Origin of the sequence: Adlercreutzia equolifaciens, assembly GCF_029076695.1 — a bacterium.
Classification (GTDB): domain Bacteria; phylum Actinomycetota; class Coriobacteriia; order Coriobacteriales; family Eggerthellaceae; genus Adlercreutzia; species Adlercreutzia equolifaciens_A.
This window is the reverse complement of sequence record NZ_JARFIK010000002.1, coordinates 1,185,165-1,200,828: the sequence shown is the minus strand read 5'-3', so window position 1 is coordinate 1,200,828 and position 15,664 is coordinate 1,185,165. Positions and strand designations below refer to the sequence as shown.

Below are 15,664 nucleotides of genomic sequence, written 5' to 3'. Positions count from 1 at the left end.
GGAACAGCCCCGCTAGCGTACAATGGCTGCAAAACACCGTTCCGGGATGAGGGAGAGAAGCGTGGTAACGAACCCCGAGCAAGATTTCGTGCTGAAGACCATTGAGAGCCGCGACGTGCATTTCGTTCGCTTTTGGTTTACCGACGTGCTGGGCAACATGAAGTCCTTCGCCGTGGTGCCCGGCGAGTTAGAGGCGGCCTTCGAGGACGGCATGGGCTTCGACGCCAGCTGTATCGAAGGTTTCTCCCAGGCTCAGGAATCCGATATGCTGGCCTATCCCGATCCGTCCACCTTCCAGGTGCTGCCCTGGCGTCCTCAGTCCAATGCGGTGGCTCGCATGATCTGCAATATCCGCACGCCCGAGGGGGCGCCTTACGCGGGCGATCCGCGCCATGTGCTGGAACGGGTGGTGGAGAAGGCCTCTAATATGGGCTACGAGTTTATTGTCGGGCCGGAGCTGGAGTACTTCTACTTCAAGGATTCCGAGGGAACGGAGGTGCTCGATCGGGGCAGCTACTTTGATCTCACCTCGCTGGATTCGGCCTCCGATTTGCGCCGCGACACGGTGCTCACCCTGGAGAAGATGGGCATTCCCGTGGAGTACTCCCATCACGAGAAAGGCCCCTCCCAGCACGAGATCGACCTGCGCTATGCCGATGCTCTTTCCATGGCCGATGCCGTCATGACCTACAAGATGGTGGTGAAGGAAATTGCCATGAAGCACGGCGTGTACGCCTCGTTCATGCCGAAGCCCTTGGCGGGCGAGCCGGGCAGCGGCATGCACGTGCACCAGAGCCTGATGGATATGGACGGCAACAACGCCTTCTACGACGCCGACGATCCGTTCGGCTACAACTTGTCGGCCACGGCGAAAAGCTATATTGCCGGCCTCCTCAAGTATGCGCCGGAGTACACGCTGATCACGAACCAGTACGTTAATTCCTATAAGCGTCTGCGTCCCGGGGGAGAGGCGCCCACCTGTATCAGCTGGGGAGCGCGCAATCGCTCCACCTTGGTGCGCATCCCGGGCTATCGTCCTCACAGCGAGTCGGCCTGCCGCGTCGAGCTGCGCAGTCCCGATCCGGCGGCCAATCCCTACCTGGCCTTCGCTGTCATGCTGGCAGCGGGTTTGGCCGGCATCGAGGAGGGCCTGGAGCTTATGCCCCCGGCTGACGAGACGGCGCCTTTGGGCTGCAGCCGCCATGAGCACCATGCGCGCGGTGTTGAGACGCTGCCCGAAACGCTGGGCGAGGCGGTGGAGCTATTCGCCCAAAGCTCGCTGATGCGCGACACCCTGGGAGAGCACATCCACGACTACCTGGTGCGTACGAAGCGCGCCGAATGGGATGCCTATCAGGGCATTGTCACCCCGTGGGAGCTCGAGCGCGATTTGGCGGTGTTGTAGGATGCAGCGAAAGACCGTTATCTTCATTGCGGACAGCTTGGACAACGCCCACAAGTTTCAGCAGGTGCTCTCTAAGCTTGACGTGGACGTGGCCGCGGGGTCCTCGGTGCAGTTCAAGAAGCTTCTCTCGACCCATCCGTCCCATGATCTGATCATCTACGAGGCCCGCGCCGATGGCTTGGCCTCGGTGGCCCAGGTGGAGGCGGCCCTGGCCGAAGACGGCGCCAGCGCCTTGCTGGTTATTGTGAACGAGGATCAGCTGGCCGAGTTTCGTCTGCCGGTGTCCTGCAAGGCCGATTTCGTGGTTCACGGGGCCAGCGCGGCGGAGTGCGCCACCCGTATTCGGCAGCTGCTGTGGCCGGGCAATGAAAGCTCTACCAGCGATTTTATCGCGGTGGACACCATGACTATCAACCTTGCCACCTATCAGGTGAAGGTGGCGGGCGAGCCGGTGGACCTGACCTACCTGGAGTACGCGCTCCTGGCGTTTCTCGTCACCCATCCCGGGCGCACCTATTCGCGCGACGCGTTGCTGCGCCGCGTTTGGGGCTTCGATTACTACGGCGGCAGCCGTACCGTAGATGTTCACGTGCGGCGTATTCGCGCCAAATTGGGGCCTGAGTTGGCGCAGCGCTTGGAGACGGTGCGCGGGGTAGGGTACCTCTGGACGGCTTAGCATGAGCCCGCTGTTTGCCCTGTTCAGCGTATTTCTACACCCAAACTAAACTCTAGTAAATTACTAGATATTAACGACGAAGTTACGAAAGTAACAGAGCCGTGGAAAAATAACGAAGAGAAAACCGTCACTGATCATGGCGGTTTCCAATCATCGTTGAGGGGATCCCTCATCGTTCATTTGATTATGCTGGGAACCAGATTCCTGAAGCGCGACGGTCTTTGGAGGGAGCGCCGGCATCGGGGAACCCGTAATCCAAGGCCCTAGGAGGGTGAGAACGATGAAGGCAACCAGCCACATTACTAACGATTGTTCCGAACCGCTGACCCAAGGCTTCGCCGCCGTGACGCGTCGTGGCTTCTGCAAGGAAGCTGCTGCCCTGGGCGTGGTGGCCATGGCCGGTGCCGGACTTTCCGGCTGCGCGCCCAAGGATGCCAACGAGGCCGCTTTTGCAGCGGGCACGTATTCTGCCAGCGTCTCGGGTCATAACGCTCCCTTTACCGTGAACGTGGCCTTCACGCCCGATGCCATCGAGCAAATCGACGTGTCCGACAACCAGGAATCCCTGGGCGTCGGTGCCCGTGCCCTCGATGATCTGTCCGATGAGATTCTGCAGTACCAGACGGTGAACGTCGATGGCGTGACCGGAGCAACCTTGTCCAGTGCGGCTCTTATCCAGGGCGTGACCGAATGCGCCGAGCAGGCCGAGGCCTATCGTCTGATGGCCGCTGATGCAGTGCCCGCCGCCGACGTAGAGGATACCTATAAGACCGATGTATGCGTGGTGGGCGGCGGCGGTGCCGGCTTGGCCAGCGCTATTGCGGCCGTGCAAGCCGGTGCCAACGTGGTGGTGCTGGAGAAGTGCGGCATTACCGGCGGTTCCACCAACGTGTCCGAGGGCGCGCTGAACGCGGTCGATCCCGAGCGCCAGGAGAAGCAGGGCATCGAGGACTCCATCGAGACCTTCTATACCACTACCATGGAGGGCGGCCATCAGAAGGGCACGCCGGAGTTGGTGCACTATCTGACCGATCACGCCCTCGATTCTGTTCACTGGCTGGAGTCGCTGGGTGTTGAGTTCCAGGATGAATGCGGTTCGGCCACGGGCTCTTTGGGCGAGCGTAGCCACTACACCGTCACGCCTTCGGGCAACTCCTACATCCGCGTGTTCGAGCAGTTTATTCAGGACAATGCCGACAAGATTGTCATTCTGAACGATATGCAGGCCAAAGAGCTTATCACCAAAGACGGCAAGGTAACTGGTGTAAAGGCGCTCTACAATGGAGAGAAGGATGTTACCGTAGATGCTAAGGCCGTGATCATCGCTACGGGCGGCTTCGGCGGCAACGTCGAGTACCGCCAGAAGGTGAACACCGGTGTGTGGAAGGAAGTCACCCTCGACGACTCCATCGGCTGCACGAACATCCTGCCCTGTGCTCAGGGCGAGGGCCTGGCCCTGGCCGAAGGCGCTGGCGCCGAGCTGATCGGCTTGTCCGACATCCAGCTGCATCCGTGCGGCACCCCGGGCACGGGCCTTATGGAAGATATCCGTACCTCTGGCCGTAACCGTCTGTTCATCAATACCGAGGGCAAGCGTTTCGTAAACGAGGGCGCCGAGCGCGATGTGCTGTGCAAGAACATCTTCCAGCAGCCCGATGCCACGTACTGGGTGGTGGTGAACAAGCTTCGCTATCCCGATCCCGATGAGCCCGATGCCAATGGCGCCACCATCAACAACATGCTGGCCTTGGGCCACATCGTGGCCGCGGACAGCGTGGAGGATCTGGCCAATCAGATGGGCGTGGATGCGAAGAACCTGCAGGCCTCCATCGATGCCTACAACGAGGTAGTGGGCGGCAAGGAGGACGAGTTCGGGTTCGTGGCCGACAACACCGCTGATGCGGCCATGACCGAGGGTCCTTGGTACGCTTGCCGCAAGGTTCCCACGGTGCACCATACTATGGGCGGCATCCGCGTGAACGTGGAGTCCGAGGCCTGCGACGCCGACGGCAACCCCATCCCCGGCCTCTATGCTGCGGGCGAAGTGACCGGCGGCATTCACGGCAGCAACCGTCTGGGCGGCAACGCCATCGCCGACTGCATGACGTTCGGCCGTAACGCCGGTACGAATGCGGCGAAGTACGCTGAAGGCAAGTAAGCTCGCATTGGAGCAACAAGCATGGGGCCGGTCAAAGGACCGGCCCTTTTTTGCGTCTCGGCAGTCTCGCCGGGGATGGCTGTCCTTGTGGCTGGCAGGAAGGGACGAAGGCGTGGCGAGGCCCGCTTTGGGGTGCCGCGAGACCGCGGCGTTTTGAGAGCGGCCGGGTCCGTGGTGATCTCCCGCACAAAGAACAATGGCTCCCCGGGGTGGTGTAGAATTCATCTTCAGTTACCGCGATTCACCCATGGAAGGGATTCCCATGTCGAAGAAAATAGCTGTCATCGATGGCAACTCGCTGATGCATCGCGCCTATCACGCCGTGCAGACGCCCATGACCGCCAAGGACGGCACGCCTACCAACGCCGTGTTCGGTTTCTTGTCCATGCTGTGCAAGTTCATCGAGATGGCCGAGCCCGATGCCGTGGTGTGCGCCTTCGATGCCGGCAAGCCGGTGCATCGCATTGAGGCCATGGAGCAGTACAAGGCGCAGCGGCCCCCCATGGACGAGGAGCTGCGCGTGCAGTTCCCCGTTATGGAAGAACTGCTGGAGGCCATGGCCATTCCCGTGGTGAAGATCCCCGGCTGGGAGGGCGATGACATTCTGGGCACCGTGGCCGCGCGCGACGAGGCCCTGGGCTACGAGACGCTGTTGGTGACCGGCGACAAGGACGCCTATCAGCTGGCCAGCGATCTAACGCGCATCGTCACTACCAAGAAGGGCATTTCCGATGTCACCATCAACGGCCCCGAGGAGGTGATGGAGCGCTACGGCATCGAGCCCGCGCAGTTCACCGACTATCTGGGGCTGATGGGGGACAGCGCCGACAATATCCCCGGCGTTCCCGGCATTGGCCCCAAGACGGCCACGAAACTGCTGCAGCAGTACGGTTCCATCGAGGGCATCTACGAGGCCATTGATTCGCTAAAGGGCAAGCAGAAGGAGAACCTGGAGAACAACCGCGACATGGCGTTCCTGTCCCGCGAGATTGCCACCATCGTGCGCGACCTTGATTTCTCCCTCGACTTGGAATCCGTTTCCTTCCCCTCCTTCGATGCGGCTGATGTGGAGGAGGCCTTCGGCAAGTACCAACTGATGAGCCCCTTGGCCCGGGTGCTGCGTATGATCGACGCGAAGCCCACGGCCAACGAGGTGTCGTTCAAGTTGGAGCCGGTGCTGGAAGGCGAGGAGGGCGTCGCCGAGATTGCCCGTGCCTGCGCCGCGGGCGAGCGAGTGGGCGTCTCCTTCGTCGATCCCGAGCAGGTGTCGCTGTTCGACGAGGGCGCTCAGGCCGCCTTTGCCACGGAGAAAGCGCTTGTGGTGGCTGAAGGGGCTGAGGCGTTGGCGCTCTTCGCCCAGTTGGTGCGCGAGGGTGCCTTCTGCGCTCTGGACGTGAAACACGAGGTGCATCGCGTGTATCCCGCCGACACGGCTCAGGAGGCTTTGGTGAGCGACGACGATGTACTGGCTATGGACAGCTTCGATCTGGGGGTAGCAGGCTACGTCCTCAACTCGTCCACCAGCGCCTACACCTACGATTCGCTGCTTGAGACCTACTGCAATGCGGCACTGCCCGAGACCAAGGACGATCGGGGCCGCGCCTTGGTGCAGGCTGCGGCGGCGCGCATGCTCAAGCCGCTGCTGGAAAAGGCCCTTGAGGACGACAAAACCCTGGCGCCTTACCGCGACATCGACTTGCCGTTGGTGGGTGTGCTGGCGGTCATGGAGCGCACGGGGGCCGCTTTGAACGTGGAGCGCCTTGAAGAGCTGGGACGCACGGCCCAAGTTGAGCTGGACGAACTGACCAGTCAGATTCACGAACTGGCCGGCGAGCCCTTCAACCTGGGATCGCCCAAGCAGCTGGCACATATTCTGTTCGAAGTGCTCGAGCTGCCGCCCGTGAAAAAGACGCAGCGCGGATATTCCACCGATGCCAAGGTGCTCAGCGAGCTGTCCTCGCTCCATCCGCTGCCCGATCTTATCCTGCGCTATCGCGAGTTCGCCAAGATCAAGGCTACCTACATCGATCAGCTGCCCGGCATGCGGGCTCAGGACGGCCGCGTTCACACCCAGTTCAACGAGACAGTCACGACCACGGGGCGCCTGTCCTCGTCCGACCCCAATTTGCAGAACATTCCCGTGCGCACCGAGTTCGGGCGCAAGATTCGCCAGTGCTTCATCGGCCTGAACGAGGGGGATCTGTTCCTGTCGGCCGACTACTCGCAGATTGAGCTGCGCCTCTTGGCCCACTTGTCCGGCGACGAGCATTTGGTGGCCGCCTTCAATTCGGGCGCCGACCTCCACTCGTCTACGGCAGCCCGCGTGTTTGGGGTGGATCCTGAACTGGTTACCACGGAAATGCGCAGCCGCGCCAAGGCCGTGAACTTCGGCATTGTCTATGGCCAGCAGGCCTTCGGCTTGTCCCAGTCGCTCGATATTCCGCTGGCCGAGGCCCGCGACATGATCGATCGCTACTTCGAGGTGTACCCCGGTGTGCGCAGCTATCTGGATCAGACGGTGGCCGATGCCAAAGAAGCGGGCTACGCCGAGACCATGTTCGGTCGTAAGCGCCATATTCCCGAGCTGAAAAGCTCTAACGGCCAGCAGCGGGCCTTCGGCGAGCGCACGGCCATGAACCATCCCATGCAGGGCTCAGCGGCCGATATCATCAAGATTGCCATGAACGAGGTGCAGCGTCGCCTGAAGGCCGAGGGCTTTGCCGCGCAGCTGATGATCCAGGTGCACGACGAACTGGACTTCTCAGTGCCTCCCTCAGAGGTGGAGGCCTTGGCGGCCATGGTACGCGAGATCATGGAGAACGTGGTGGATCTGAAGGTGCCCTTGCTCGTCGACGTCAACTGGGCAGAAACCTGGGCCGAAGCGCACTAAGCCTACCTGTGACTCGTTCTGCCCCGGCCGGCCCCGAGGGGGTCTGCGGGGGAGACTTCGCGCTTTATCCCGCTGCGAACGCGATTAAGGAAACAGAGAAAATGATGCCCACAAGTCGGTACTATCCCGGCATCGGTGCTGGCGAAGTGGAATCTGTTTCTTAGAAATCGCGTTCTCCGCGGGGCGCTCAGACACCCCCGCAGACCCCCTCGGGGCCGGCCGGGGCGTGGAGTGGGGCAGAGCTCCTTAGACCGTTTTCCAGAAGTCTTGGATGAGCTCTTGGCGGTTGGCCTTGCCTGTCTTTTGCAGGATGTTGTGAACGTGCACCTTCACCGTGGACGGTGCCAAGGACATGGACGAGGCGATATTCTGGTTGTCCAAGTCGCGCAGAATGAAATCGAGCACCTCGCGCTCGCGGGCCGTCAGCTGGTGCCGATTGGCATAGACCAGCAGGTCTTCAACGGTTTGGCGGTAGCGTTGCGTGTCGTCCACTACCGGGGACTTGCTCGAGTGGATGTCCAGCTGCTTCCAGGCGAAATGCCCTACCATCAAAGCGCAGCACACCATGAGCAGGTTCTCGAAGTAGTTGCGCTCGGCGGAAAGCGTGATCGGGCCGATCTGGATAATGTCGGTGGAGAGAATAAGGAAGAACAGCACGTCCTCGGATACCATGAGTAGCCCAAGGAGTCCCAGAGCGACGCATTGGAGGCGATAGCGGCCGAGTCGTTGCCGCTCGACGGCGTCGTGAGTCTTCAGATATTGGATGCCACCGTACATGAGAATCCAGAACATGAAGAGGGCGCGGCAGCTGTAGTAGCAGAAGCGCAGGATCTTGCTATCGCCCGAAATGGCAAGAAGCACAAACGAGGCAACAACAAAGGCGATAATGGGCGCATAACGCACCGACTTGCGGTTCTCGCCCACGTAAGAGCACACCATAAGCCAGAATGACCCGAGAAAGCCCGCCCCCGTGAGCAGGGTGTAGATGGAGCGGACGAAGAAATACTCGGGAGACAGATCGGGGCCTAAGGTACGCGTGGCGTAATCGTCCTGAAGGATGGACACCACGTCAAGAAAGTAGAAGAGGAAGGCGAAGCAGGCGTAGAGCATGGTTTTGCGCCGGGTAACCAGATAGGACGACAGGCAAACAGCTGCCGTCAGTACGGACACCAAGATGACGAATAGCGTCTCGTAGAAGATCGCCAACCCCATAGATCCCTCTTTTCAGCCAGCCACAGCTCTCTATGCGCAACATTCTCATTATATCCCAGCCAAAAGCAGTTACCTGGGGGCATTGCTCAAGAGAACGACTCGTTTTCGTCCGCAGTCATGACGGTTTTTGATGAGCGGAGACGCCTTTGCATGCAAGGGAGCAGAAAGTGCCCTTCGATCAACAAAATAATCGAGCAAATACTATTACGAGAAGGTAACAGTGCTCAAAGAGGTGACATTTCGTCAATTGCTGATTCATCAAAAACCTACGTTTGATCTGCGGTTTATGAAGGGTGTAGGGAATAAATAAATTTGATTTTGCTACCCAATAACCTCCTAAACCTTGTTTAGACCTTTCGCCGATTTCATATTTCCTGCACATTGAATTCATCAAGCCATCGCCTTTGGGCGGTGGGTCGCGGATGGAAGCCGCGACAGCCGGCAACGAGAGGCGCCCCAAGCGCCAGATCGGAGAGTCAGATGCAAGGTGTAAACGTCAAGAGCGAGATCGGCAATCTCAAGAAGGTCATCCTTCACCGTCCTGGAGACGAGCTGCTGAACCTCACTCCGAACACGCTCGAGGAGCTGCTGTTCGACGACATCCCGTTCCTGCCTGTGGCCCAGGAGGAGCACGACGCGTTCGCCAACATCCTGCGTGGCGAGGGCGTCGAGGTCGTGTACCTCGAGGACCTCATGGCCGAGGCCCTGGATACCGATCCGTCCCTGCGTGAGAAGTTCCTCTCTCAGTGGATCTACGAGGCGGGCATCCGCACCGATACCTACACAGACATCATCAAGGACTACATCAACTCCAACTACGCGGGCACCAAGGACATGGTCATGAAGACCATGGCCGGCATCAACCTGCAGGAGCTGCCCCAGAAGGACACCCACCTGCTGGTGGACATGGTGTCCGACCGCACGAAGCTGGTCTGCGCCCCTATGCCCAACCTGTACTTCACCCGTGACCCCTTCAACATGATCGGCAACGGCGTGGGCATCAACCGCATGTACAGCCAGACGCGTAACCGCGAGACCATCTACGGCGACTACATCTTCAACTATCATCCTGACTTCAAGGACGTGCCGCAGTACTACCACCGCGACTACACGTTCCACATTGAGGGCGGCGACGTGCTGAACATCAACGAGCACGTGCTGGCCATCGGCATCTCCCAGCGCACCGAGCCCGACGCCATCGATCAGCTGGCCCACAACGTCTTCAACGACGAGACCAGCACCATCGACACCATCCTGGCCTTCAACATCCCGGTGTCCCGCGCCTTCATGCACCTGGACACGGTGTTCACCCAGATCGACCGCGACAAGTTCACCATCCACCCCGGCATCATGGGCCCGCTGACCGTGTTCGAGATCACTCCGGACGGCAAGGGCGGCACCAAGATCCGCGAGCGCAACGAGGACCTGGAGTCCGTGCTCTCCGAGTACGTCGGCGAGAAGGTCACGCTGATCCCCTGCGGCGGCGGCGACCGCATCGCGGCCGAGCGCGAGCAGTGGAACGACGGCTCGAACACGCTGTGCGTGCGCCCCGGCACCGTCGTGGTGTACCAGCGCAACAACGTCACCAACGACGTGCTGTACAAGAACGGCATCAACTGCCTGGTCATGCCCTCCGCCGAGCTCTCCCGCGGCCGCGGCGGCCCGCGCTGCATGTCCATGCCGGCCTGGCGCGAGGCTCTGTAAGAATCGCGTAGTTCGAACGAATCTGGGCGGCTGGCGCATCCCGGCTAGCCGCCCCTCCCATTAAGGAGAACCTCTCATGGCAGAGACGAAAAAGAAAAAGCGCGCAAGCCTCTCTTCGTTTACCATCCTTCTTATTATCCTGGTGGTGCTGGCTCTGATCACCGTCATCATGTCGCTGGCTGGTGTCGAGGGCATCGAGGGCGCTACCCTTTCCGGCGTGCTGACCGCGCCGGTGTTCGGTTTCCAGGACGCCATCGGCGTCTGCTTGTTCGTAATGATTCTTGGTGGTTTCCTCGGAATCATTACCGAGACGGGCGCACTGGATGCTGGTATTGCCGCTTTGGTGCACAAGCTGAAGGGCAATGAGCTCATCCTTATTCCCATTCTGATGATCATCTTCTCCATCGGTGGTACCACCTACGGCATGTGCGAGGAAACCGTGCCGTTCTACCTGCTGCTGGCCGCCACCATGGTGGCCGCGGGCTTCGACAGCCTCACCGGCGCCGCCGTCGTCCTGCTGGGCGCTGGCTGCGGCGTGTTGGGTTCCACGGTGAACCCCTTCGCCGTGGGCGTGGCCGTTGACGCGCTGTCCGGCGTGGGCATCGCGGTGAACCAGGCCACCATCATCGCCCTGGGCGCTATCCTCTGGATTGTGACCATCGCCATCTCCATCGTGTTCGTTATGCGCTATGCGAAGAAGGTTAAGGAGGACAAGGGTTCCACCTTCCTGTCTCTGCAGGAGCAGCAGTCGATGATGGAGGAGTGGGGTCTCGAGGAGTCCGAGGACGAGGGCAAGGTCGGCGACACCGCCGCCACCCCGAAGATGACGGCTCGTCAGAAGTGGTCCCTCGTGGTGTTCGCTCTGACCTTCGTGATCATGATCGTCTCCTTCATCCCCTGGACCGACCTGAACGTGGACGTATTCGAGGCCGGCCAAGTGACTGAGGAGGTTACCACCACCGTCGGTGCCGATGACATTGTGGCTGCCTACGACCAGCAGACCGACACCTCCCTGGCCCTGCCCGAGGGTACCGAGGGCGTCGACACCGCCGAGGTCACCGTGCAGCCCGCTTGGTCTTCCTTCCTGACCGGCGTGCCTCTGGGCGGTTGGTACTTCGACGAGGCCTCCACCTGGTTCCTGCTGATGGCTCTTGTCATCGGCATCATCGGCGGCGTGTCCGAGAGCCGCTTCGTGAAGGCCTTCATCAACGGCGCTGCTGACATGATGTCCGTCGTGCTCATCATCGCCCTGGCCCGCTCCATCACCGTGCTCATGGCCCAGACCGGCCTTGACATGTGGATCCTGGAGAATGCGGCCAACGCCTTGTCCGGTATGTCGGCGATTATCTTCGCCCCGTTGAGCTTCCTGCTCTACATCGTCCTGTCCTTCCTGATCCCGTCCTCCTCGGGCATGGCCACGGTGTCCATCCCGATCATGGGCGGCCTGGCTCACCAGCTGAACTTCTCGGTTGAGACCATGGTCATGATCTACTCCGCCGGCAACGGCCTCGTGAACCTGTTCACGCCTACCTCCGGCGCTATCATGGGCGGCCTGGCCCTGGCCAAGATCGAGTACTCCACCTGGCTCAAGTTCGGCGCGAAGCTGTTCGTGGTCCTGGGCGTGGTGTGCATGGTCATCCTGACGGCGGCCATGATGATCCTGCCCGGTGCAGCCTAAGAGGCAGCCTGCGGGCTCGGTTCGATGACGCTCATCGGCCGTACATAGTGAAAGCAGCCTGCCGGCTGTTATCCTTCCAAGGGCGCCCGCTTGTCGGGCGCCCGCCTTGTGTCCGCAGAAAGCGTGGAGAAGGGGAGGGGTGCGGCAAAGAGCCCTATACTGAGGGCAATCGATCCAGGACGCCTTCTCCGATGGCCTCCCCGCGTAACCAACGGTTCACTAATATGTAGATGCTCGGTGAACGGTGGTAAAAGTGCGGAGAAAATCATTGACGGAGGGGGATCACGCTGGTAAGATATCGCCTTGCGTTTAGTCACATTCAAGGAGAAATATACATGTACGCAATCGTGAAAACGGGCGGCAAGCAGTACAAAGTCGCCCCCGGAGACAAGATCAACATCGAGAAGCTCAACGTGGAGCCCGGCGACAAGGTCGAGCTGGAAGCCATTTGCGTGGTGGACGGCGACAAGGTCGAGGCCGACCCCGCGAAGGCTGCCAAGACGAAGGTTGTCGCTACGGTGCTCGAGCAGTTCAAGGGCGACAAGCAGTTGGTCTTCAAGTTCAAGAAGCGCAAGAACTACAAGAAGCTGCGCGGTCATCGTCAGAACCTGACCCGCGTCAAGATCGAATCCGTCGGTACGGCTAAGGCCGAGTAAACGGGTAAAGGAGGAATCTCTCATGGCACACAAGAAAGGCTTGGGCTCTACCCGTAACGGTCGTGACTCCCACGCACAGCGACTGGGCGTGAAGAAGTTCGCCGGCGAGGTCGTGAAGACGGGCAACATCATCGTTCGTCAGCGCGGCACCCATTTCCACCCCGGTGAGAACGTGGGCCGCGGCAAGGACGACACCCTGTTCGCTCTGTGCGACGGCACGCTGAAGTTCACGCGTGGCGATAAGCGCAAGATCCACGTGATCCCCGCTGAGCAGACCGCCTAAACGCTTCAGTCTCAACGACTGCGTAACATCAAGCTGGTAGCAATGCCCTCCGATCCTCTCGGGGGGCATTGTTGTGTATGGAGAACGTGAAAGAATCGCAAGCCTGTCCGGTGTCGCTGTCCGTCGACCTCTGAGCGCCCTGCGGAGAACGCGGCCGTAGAGAAATAGCTTCTACTTCGCCAGTACCAGTTCTGGGATGGTACCGACTTGTGGGCATCATCTTCGCTATTTCTTTTGCCGCGTTCGCAGCAGGAAAAAGCGCTCAGCGGGCGACGGACAGCGACACCGGACAGGCCCCCGAGGAGTATCGGCTTAACGGCCGCGTTCTCCGCGGGGCGCTCAGAGGCCGTCGATCGCGGAGCCCGGAGCCCTCGCAGGAGGTTTTCCTCTATAATCGCAACCAGTGAAACGAAACGAGAGGTTCGTATGTTTATCGATAAAGTCAGAATCAATGTGAAGGGCGGCAACGGCGGCGCTGGCTGCATGTCGTTTCGTCGTGAGGCCCATGTGCCGAAGGGCGGTCCCGATGGCGGCGACGGCGGCCACGGCGGCAACGTGGTGGTGCAGGCCGACGCCAGCGTGTCCTCGCTGATCGAATACCGCTTCAAGCATCACTTCAAGGCCGAGCGCGGCACCCATGGCAAGGGCAGCCGTATGCACGGCGCTACGGGCGAGGACTTGGTGCTCAAGGTGCCCGTGGGCACCGTGGTCCACGAGTACTTCGAGGACGAGAAGGAGGTGGGCGAGATGATCGCCGACCTCACCCATGACGGCGAGTCCGTGGTAGTAGCCCGCGGCGGTATGGGCGGTCGCGGCAACATCCACTTCGTCACCTCCACCCGTCGCGCCCCGGCCTTCGCCGAGCTGGGCGAGCCGGCCGAGGAGCGCTGGATCGAGTTGGAAATGAAGCTCATGGCCGATGCGGCCCTGGTGGGTATGCCCAGTGCGGGCAAAAGCTCGCTCATCGCGAAGATGAGCGCGGCCCGTCCGAAAATTGCCGACTATCCCTTCACCACGCTGGTGCCCAACCTGGGCGTAGCTACGTCGGGCGATCTCTCCTTTGTGGTGGCCGACATTCCCGGTCTCATTGAGGGCGCTCATGAGGGGCGCGGTCTGGGCCATGAGTTCCTCCGTCATATCGAGCGCACGGCGCTTATTGTGCAGATTGTCGACTTGACGGGCGACTACGAGGGTCGCGATCCCTTGGAGGATTACGAGATCATCAAAAACGAGCTGGAAATGTACGCTCACGACTTGGCCGAGCGGCCCCGCATCGTGGTAGCGAACAAGATCGACGTGCCGGGAACGGAAGAGGCCTGCGAGGCCCTGGCAGCTCGCGTGCGCGAGGATTCCATTGCCGCGGCTGGTGGCAACGAGTTCATCGACAGCCCCATCGACCCGAAGCTCTATCGCATCAGCGCGCTGACGGGCGAGGGCGTCGACTCGTTGAAGGCGGCCATTGCCACGAAGGTGCACGACCTGCGCGAGGCGGCCCGTGTGGCGGCCGAGGAGGACGTGCAGTACGATCATGTCTGGGAGCACAAGCGTGAGGCCCGCGAGCGTCGCTTCGACATCGTGCCCGAGGGCGACGGTATTTTCCGCGTCAAGGGCGTGCAAGTGGAGCGCATGGTGGTGCAGACGGATTGGGAGAACGAAGAGGCCGTGGCCTTCTTCCAGCACCGCTTCAAGCGCCTGGGCGTCGATACGGCCTTGGAGAAGGCCGGCGCTCTCGACGGCGATGAGGTGCGCATCCTCGGGTATTCCTTTGCCTTTGAATCGCCCACGGCCCAAGCGGTCGATGTGTATCAGGAGCTTGATCTGTAATGACCGCGCAAGAGAAGACGGCGCGCGCCAAGCGCCTGGTGGTGAAGATCGGCTCGGCCACGCTCACCACCTCGGAAAGTTCCATCGACTACGGTTTCCTGGACGACCTGGCCGCTCAGCTGGCTCAGGTGCGCCAGGCTGGCTGGGAGCCCATCGTGGTTACCTCGGCGGCCATTGCCTGCGGCCTGGAGGCCCTGGGGATTGCCAAGCGCCCCGAGGACATGCCCAGCCTGCAGGCGGCGGCTTCGGTGGGGCAGAGCGCCCTGTCCACGGCCTACGCCCAGGCCTTCGCTCCCTACGATATGCTCACCTCAGTGGTGTTGCTCACGCGGCGCGATACGGCCGATCGCAGCGCCTACCTCCACGCTCGCGACACGCTTAATCGCTTGTTGGAGCTGGGTGTGGTGCCCATTGTCAACGAGAACGACACGGTATCGGTGGAGCAGATTCGCTTCGGCGACAACGATACCCTGGCCGCCCTGGTGGCCTGCCTTATCGACGCCGACCTCATGGTCATCCTGTCGGATATCGACGGCCTGTACACGGCCAACCCCCAGATTGATCCTGCGGCCACGTTGATCCCCCAGGTGGATCGCGTCAGCCGCGACATCCTGGCCGCGGCCGGCGGGGCGGTGTCCGGTGTGGGCTCGGGCGGCATGATCACCAAGATCAAGGCGGCCCGCGTGCTCATGGCCGCGGGCATTCCCATGGTCATCTGCCAGGGACGCACCCCTGAGGCCATCGTGGACGTGGCGGCGGGGAAGTCCGTCGGCACGCTGTTCACGGCGCCTGAGCGACCCCATGAAATTACCCCGAAGAAGCTGTGGATTGCCTTGGGCGACGCGGTGCACGGCACCGTAGTGGTGGATGAGGGCGCCCGTGCGGCCCTGGTGGAGCGTGGCAAGTCGCTGCTCTCGGTAGGCGTGCGAGCCGTCAAGGGCGATTTCGACTACGACGACGTGATCGACGTGGCCGATGAGACGGGTCACGTGTTCGCTCGTGGCAAAGCGGCGGCCACCAGCGACCTTATCGCTCTGGCGGTAGGAAAGACGCGCGAGGAAGTGGCAGCCAATCGCCTTTTGTCCATCTTGGCCGATAAGCCCATCATCCATCGCGACGAACTGGTAGTCTTTGAGTAGGTAGTGGATGCCCCTCCTGCAACGGGGCGTTTCATGTTT

11 protein-coding genes are annotated in these 15,664 nt (G+C 61.1%); 10 read left to right on the top strand and 1 reads right to left on the bottom strand.

Translation table 11 applies throughout. The annotated features are described in order from the left end of the window. The first annotated feature begins 61 nt into the window (after nucleotides 1-61). The 4 genes from PZH32_RS10505 (at nucleotide 62) to polA (ending at nucleotide 7,129) form a co-directional block, all read left to right on the top strand. A complete protein-coding gene (locus PZH32_RS10505) occupies nucleotides 62-1,405 on the top strand; it encodes a glutamine synthetase family protein (RefSeq protein ID WP_275208094.1) in 1,344 nt (447 codons plus the stop codon). A gap of 1 nt (nucleotide 1,406) precedes the next feature. Continuing rightward, entirely contained in the window at nucleotides 1,407-2,081 is a 675-nt protein-coding gene (locus PZH32_RS10500) for a winged helix family transcriptional regulator (RefSeq protein ID WP_275208092.1), read from the top strand. 280 nt (nucleotides 2,082-2,361) lie between these two features. Beyond that, nucleotides 2,362-4,239 carry a flavocytochrome c gene (locus tag PZH32_RS10495; RefSeq protein WP_275208090.1) on the top strand — a complete coding sequence of 626 codons (1,878 nt, stop codon included), beginning with the start codon at nucleotides 2,362-2,364 and terminating at the stop codon, nucleotides 4,237-4,239. Between the two features lie 262 nt (nucleotides 4,240-4,501). Then, on the top strand, nucleotides 4,502-7,129 hold the full coding sequence (gene polA, locus PZH32_RS10490) for a DNA polymerase I (RefSeq protein ID WP_275208088.1): 2,628 nt from the start codon (nucleotides 4,502-4,504) through the stop codon (nucleotides 7,127-7,129). Nucleotides 7,130-7,375: 246 nt separating this feature from the next. On the opposite strand, the gene PZH32_RS10485 is transcribed toward polA, so the two are convergent. Next, nucleotides 7,376-8,341 carry a helix-turn-helix transcriptional regulator gene (locus tag PZH32_RS10485; protein WP_275208086.1) on the bottom strand — a complete coding sequence of 322 codons (966 nt, stop codon included), beginning with the start codon at nucleotides 8,339-8,341 and terminating at the stop codon, nucleotides 7,376-7,378. 480 nt (nucleotides 8,342-8,821) lie between these two features. Here PZH32_RS10485 and arcA point away from each other — a divergent pair, with 480 nt between their 5' ends. From arcA to proB, 6 genes are all read left to right on the top strand, one after another. Further along, nucleotides 8,822-10,045 carry an arginine deiminase gene (arcA, locus tag PZH32_RS10480; RefSeq protein WP_275208084.1) on the top strand — a complete coding sequence of 408 codons (1,224 nt, stop codon included), beginning with the start codon at nucleotides 8,822-8,824 and terminating at the stop codon, nucleotides 10,043-10,045. 76 nt (nucleotides 10,046-10,121) lie between these two features. After that, nucleotides 10,122-11,723, top strand: a complete 1,602-nt coding sequence (locus PZH32_RS10475; RefSeq protein ID WP_275208082.1) for a YfcC family protein — start codon at nucleotides 10,122-10,124, stop codon at nucleotides 11,721-11,723. Nucleotides 11,724-12,058: 335 nt separating this feature from the next. Then, nucleotides 12,059-12,379, top strand: coding sequence for a 50S ribosomal protein L21 (gene rplU, locus PZH32_RS10470; RefSeq protein WP_275208080.1), 321 nt, complete (start codon nucleotides 12,059-12,061; stop codon nucleotides 12,377-12,379). A gap of 22 nt (nucleotides 12,380-12,401) precedes the next feature. Then, nucleotides 12,402-12,662: a 50S ribosomal protein L27 gene (gene rpmA / locus PZH32_RS10465; RefSeq protein WP_275208079.1), complete on the top strand. Its 261-nt coding sequence runs from the start codon at nucleotides 12,402-12,404 to the stop codon at nucleotides 12,660-12,662. 426 nt (nucleotides 12,663-13,088) lie between these two features. After that, nucleotides 13,089-14,486, top strand: a complete 1,398-nt coding sequence (gene obgE, locus PZH32_RS10460; RefSeq protein WP_275208078.1) for a GTPase ObgE — start codon at nucleotides 13,089-13,091, stop codon at nucleotides 14,484-14,486. Beyond that, nucleotides 14,486-15,625 (top strand): glutamate 5-kinase, encoded by a 1,140-nt coding sequence (gene proB, locus PZH32_RS10455; RefSeq protein WP_275208076.1) that lies wholly within the window; start codon nucleotides 14,486-14,488, stop codon nucleotides 15,623-15,625. Before obgE ends, proB begins: the two co-directional genes overlap by 1 nt. Nucleotides 15,626-15,664: the final 39 nt, after the last annotated feature.